This is a genomic window from Sulfuricurvum sp. MLSB (assembly GCF_000747095.1).
Taxonomy (GTDB): Bacteria; Campylobacterota; Campylobacteria; order Campylobacterales; family Sulfurimonadaceae; genus Sulfuricurvum.
In genome coordinates this window covers 3,360-8,011 of sequence record NZ_JQGL01000002.1, presented here as the reverse complement: position 1 = coordinate 8,011, position 4,652 = coordinate 3,360, and the positions used below count along the sequence as shown (strand labels likewise).

Annotated in this window: 5 protein-coding genes and 1 pseudogene; 5 read left to right on the top strand and 1 reads right to left on the bottom strand. The window is 41.7% G+C overall.

Translation table 11 applies throughout. The annotated features are described in order from the left end of the window. Together JU82_RS00070 and JU82_RS00065 are read left to right on the top strand one after the other, a co-directional pair. The coding region (locus JU82_RS00070) for a very short patch repair endonuclease (protein WP_037945409.1) at positions 1-323 on the top strand (323 nt) is incomplete at its 5' end. Further along, complete coding sequence (locus JU82_RS00065) at positions 320-1,927, top strand: TIGR02391 family protein (protein ID WP_037945408.1); 1,608 nt, start codon at positions 320-322, stop codon at positions 1,925-1,927. The genes JU82_RS00070 and JU82_RS00065, both read left to right, overlap by 4 nt. Before the next feature lie 107 nt (positions 1,928-2,034). On the opposite strand, the gene JU82_RS00060 is transcribed toward JU82_RS00065, so the two are convergent. Next, positions 2,035-3,069 carry a DNA cytosine methyltransferase gene (locus JU82_RS00060; protein WP_037945406.1) on the bottom strand — a complete coding sequence of 345 codons (1,035 nt, stop codon included), beginning with the start codon at positions 3,067-3,069 and terminating at the stop codon, positions 2,035-2,037. Positions 3,070-3,326: 257 nt separating this feature from the next. On the opposite strand from JU82_RS00060, the gene JU82_RS11490 reads away from it, so the two are divergent. The 3 genes and pseudogenes from JU82_RS11490 to JU82_RS11485 form a co-directional block, all read left to right on the top strand. Further along, positions 3,327-3,572, top strand: a complete 246-nt coding sequence (locus tag JU82_RS11490; RefSeq protein ID WP_294891826.1) for a type II toxin-antitoxin system RelE/ParE family toxin — start codon at positions 3,327-3,329, stop codon at positions 3,570-3,572. A gap of 10 nt (positions 3,573-3,582) precedes the next feature. Beyond that, positions 3,583-3,882: a HigA family addiction module antitoxin gene (locus JU82_RS00050; RefSeq protein ID WP_037945402.1), complete on the top strand. Its 300-nt coding sequence runs from the start codon at positions 3,583-3,585 to the stop codon at positions 3,880-3,882. A gap of 10 nt (positions 3,883-3,892) precedes the next feature. Then, positions 3,893-4,652, top strand: a pseudogene (locus JU82_RS11485) (glutamate-5-semialdehyde dehydrogenase); the annotation flags it as partial.

The window sequence follows — 4,652 nt, the reverse complement described above, 5'->3', positions numbered from 1 at the left end:
TGTGGAAACGCGGGTATCGTTATCGAGTCAATGACAAAAGGGTTTTCGGAAAACCGGATATTGTTTTTTATAAGCAAAAAATTGCTATATTTTGTGATAGTGAGTTTTGGCACGGTAAAAAGTTTCTCGAAGGTGAGCGTTTCAAGACAAATGCCGACTTTTGGGAAACAAAGATAAAGCGCAATATTGAACGCGACTGTGAAGTGAACGAAAGACTAAAATCTGAGGGATGGATTGTGCTTAGGTTTTGGGGAAATGAAATTAAAACTCATTTAGATGATTGTATTCAAATAATTCAAAAACAAATGGATGTACAAGTATGAGTGAAAAATTAACTATGACCTTCGATCCAAGAACCATAGAACATCTTGGTGTGAAAATGTATTCTACTTTGCCGCCTGCGATAGCTGAATTAATTGCTAACGCATATGATGCTTGTGCAACAGAAGTAACAGTTAAGTTAAGTGATGATCCAAAAAAAATTGAAGTAATCGATAATGGGTCGGGTATGACATTTGATGAAATAAATTCTAATTTCTTAAGAATAGGAAGAAATAGACGTGTTGAAGAACAAGCCCCACCCTGTAAAAGATTGCCAACTGGGAAAAAAGGTCTTGGAAAACTTGCTTTATTTGGGATAGGTAAAGCAGTTGAGATCATTACAAAAAAAGGTGGTGAACAAATACGTTTTGTAATGGATTGGCATGAAATTATGCATGCTGATGGTGACTATGAACCGAAATTTGAAAGAACTGCTTGTGAAGCAGACAATACGGGAACTACAATTATTGTACATGACCTGAAACGTAAAACAAATTTTAATCAATTAGATATGGCGAAATCAATTTCTAAACTTTTCAATTTTAATGATGCTAACTTTGTAATGAATATTATTCTTAATGATAGTGAACCGCTTTTAATTGATCGGGATTTAAAATTTAGTGATATTGAGAAACAGTTTGAATGGGAATTTCCAAAAAGTTTTGAACTTATTGAAGAAGAATATGATAATGAAGATTTTATAACAGGAAAATTATTTGCCAGTGAAAAACCTTTAAGACCTGGTCTCAGAGGAATAACTCTATATGCAAATGGCCGGATGGTAAATCAGCCTGAGTTTTTCGGAAGAACAGAATCAAGTCACTTTTTCTCATATCTTACTGGCTACTTAGATGTTGATTTTATTGATTTATGGGATGAAGATGTTATTTCAACCGACCGTCAGTCATTAGATTGGGAAAATAGTAGATTAGAAGAGATGCAAATACATTTGCAACGTTTACTAAAAGCACTAGAAAGAAACTGGAGAGCAAAACGAAAAGAATTACATGTGGCAAAAACACGTGAAAGAACTGGTATTGATACCGCATATTGGTTTAGTAAAACTCCACCAAATATTGCTGAATATTTGAATCTAATTGTGGATAGTATTGACGATAGCGAAATGCCTTCAGAAAAACAAGCAGAAGTAGTACAAGCCGTACATACACTTGTTCCTGAATATCCATATTATCATTGGCGTCAACTACATAGTGCTATTCAAGGAGTATCTCAAGAAGATTATGAAAGAGCTGATTATTTAAGGGCTGCAAAAGAAGCAGTTATAGAATATGAAAATATCGTTAAAAAAATTTCAGGACTTACGGATAAAATGGGGACAGATTTAATGCGTCAATCTTTTGGACGAGACTGCTCAAGTAAGCCAATAAGCATTACCGATTGTACAACAGATACACAAAAAAATATTGAAGACGGTCAACAAAATTTATCTGTAGGGGTTGTATCTGGCTTTAGGAATCCAGCATCTCATGAAACAAAAAAAGACCTTCATCCACATATTTTTAGTGACCAAGATTGTTTAGATGTTCTAAGTTTAGTTTCATATCTTTTGAATAAATTAGATAGTAGGAAAAAACCTATCCCATAAGGGAATAAAAATCCTTTCCAAATTCTTCTGCCATTTTAAGTTGAACCGCATTAGCAAATTTTTCAGTACAAGTTCAAGATGAAATTAGCTCAATCTACTTGGAAGTTTTACTCAGTAATAGACATTTTAATTTCTTCCGCATGCTTTTTAATATAATGTGGCGGTAAAGCATTTCCGATCATTAGAGCGATTCTATCACGCGCGATAGTCGCCGGAAATTTATAGTTTTTTGGGAATGTTTGGAGGAGCAACGCTTCGCGTAAGGTAATCGCCCGATTCTCCTCAGGGTGCAAGAAACGTCCTTTTGAAGGATTAATACATCCTCCGGTAATCGTCGGTGATACATTGTCCCACTTCATACGACCGTAAACGTCCTTGAATCCTTTTGGATAGCGTAGATGACAAGGAAGCCAATACTCTTTCGGTAAATCCGATCGGCTGCCTCCGTCTTTAGGCACCAAAGAAATCATTCTTTGAGTTTTTTCGCTTCTATTTACCGGATAATCATGCAATGGGTCATTACCGGTTCCGGGTGATGGGATTTTCTCCAAAATATGTCGGACGGTTTTTGTTGTTTTTTCCGGTTGAGCAAAGGGTATTTTTTTATTGAGTCCCGTCATGAGAATCATCCGCTTACGTCGTTGAGGAACACCATATTTAGATATATCGTGTACTTGTACGGTTTCATCATCGACATGATAGCCGAGGGACTTAAGACGTGCCAGAACTTTTTCCATTCGAGGGTCTTTTGCGAGACCCGGTACGTTTTCCATCATGATCGCTTTGGGCATCAGCTCTTCGACGAGACGAACCATCTCAAAGACGAGATCATTACGTTCGTCTTCTACGGATGAAGCACCGTTTTTGGTTCTCATACTTGAAAACCCTTGACACGGCGGACAGCCGGCCAATAGATCGAGTTGTCCCTTCTGAATCCCCAACGTATTGATAATCTCATCGGCTTTGAGGTTTTGAATATCCGTATTCCACAGATGAACACCGGAATGATTTAGTTTATAAGTCTCTACTACGACAGGCTCTTTTTCAACGGCACCGATGACGCGAAAACCGGCTTCTTTGAGTCCCTGTGTAAGCCCTCCCGCTCCGCAAAAAAGGTCAATAGCAATAATAGAGTTATTCATTACATCCCTTTTCTAAAATCTCGGATGCTCTAGCTTTGAGCGAATGCCTGAGGATAAGCAATTTGTATTCTCTATTTATGTAGAGAATTTCATATTGGAATTTTACACTTATTGTGATAACGGTAACGTTAAATATAGCAATATTTTTTGCGATAGAATTAGCAATATATAAAGCATAAAATCACGGATAGCATGCTATAATTTTTGCATGATAGTGTCGTTTGCGGATCAGGCCTCGTCGGACATATTTAACGGTATTGAGTCCAAACAGGCCCGCACGGCTGCCGATTGAGTTATGGAAGAGCGCAAGCCGCAAACTTGACCAGCTCGATTCCGTTATAGCGGCGGATGAACTCAAAATACCGCCCGGGAACCGTCTCGAAAAGCTTCGGGGAAGCCGCGAAGGTCAAATGAGCATCCGCATCAACGATCAGTATCGCATCTGTTTTACGTGGGGTGAATCGGGTGCGGCGAATGTAGAAATAACCGATTATCACTCATAAGGAGATAACTATGAATATTCCGACACACAGAACGCCGACCCATCCGGGTGAAATGCTAATGAGCGAATTTTTGGAACCGATGGGGATTTCGCAAAAGATGTTGGCCGATGCGATTCATGTCCCCTATCAGCGTGTCAATGAGATCATCAACCAAAAACGGGGGATTACTCCGGCCACGGCACTCCGGCTGGCAAAATATTTCGGTACGTCGGCGGATTTCTGGCTGAATCTGCAAACCAGATGGGATTTGTACCGATCAATGCAGTCTGAAGCAAAAGAGATCGCGGCGATTCAGCCGTTGGCATCATAAAGGAAAAAATATGGAACAGTTTTTAGAAAAAGCCAAACATGCCAGCCGTATCCTCTCGACGATGGGCGGAAACGAGCGTAACCGCATTCTGCGCGAGATGGCCGAAGCGCTTCGTGCGAACACGATGAATATCATCGAAGCGAACGCCATCGATATGCGCAACGCCGAGGCATCCGACCTCGCCCCGTCGATGAAAGAGCGGCTTCTTCTCGATGAAAAACGGATCGAAGCGATGGCGGTGGCTATCGAAGAGATCGCGGCACTCAAAGACCCTGTCGGCAAGGTGATCGAAGGGTGGGTCACCGAAGCGGGACTGAAAATCGAGAAAGTTTCGATCCCCATCGGCGTGATCGGAATCATCTACGAATCGCGTCCGAACGTCACTTCCGACACGGCGGCACTGTGTTTTAAAAGCGCCAACGGCTGCGTCCTCAAAGGGGGAAAAGAGGCGGAAGCATCCAACGCCGCCATCGCTGAAGCGCTGCAGGGGGTTCTAGTGCGGAACAATCTTCCCGCCGAACTGGTCGCCCTTTTGCCCGATTCATCGCGTGAAGGGGTGGCGAAGCTGATACGGATGGATAAATACGTCGATCTGATCGTCCCTCGCGGCGGTGAAGGGCTGATCCGCTACGTAAGCCAGAACGCGACCGTCCCCGTCGTGAAACACGACAAAGGGCTGTGTCACACGTACATCGACAAAAACGCCAAAATCGAAAGCGCTATCGAGATTGCCCTGAATGCCAAAGTACAACGCCCGGGCGTGTGCAATT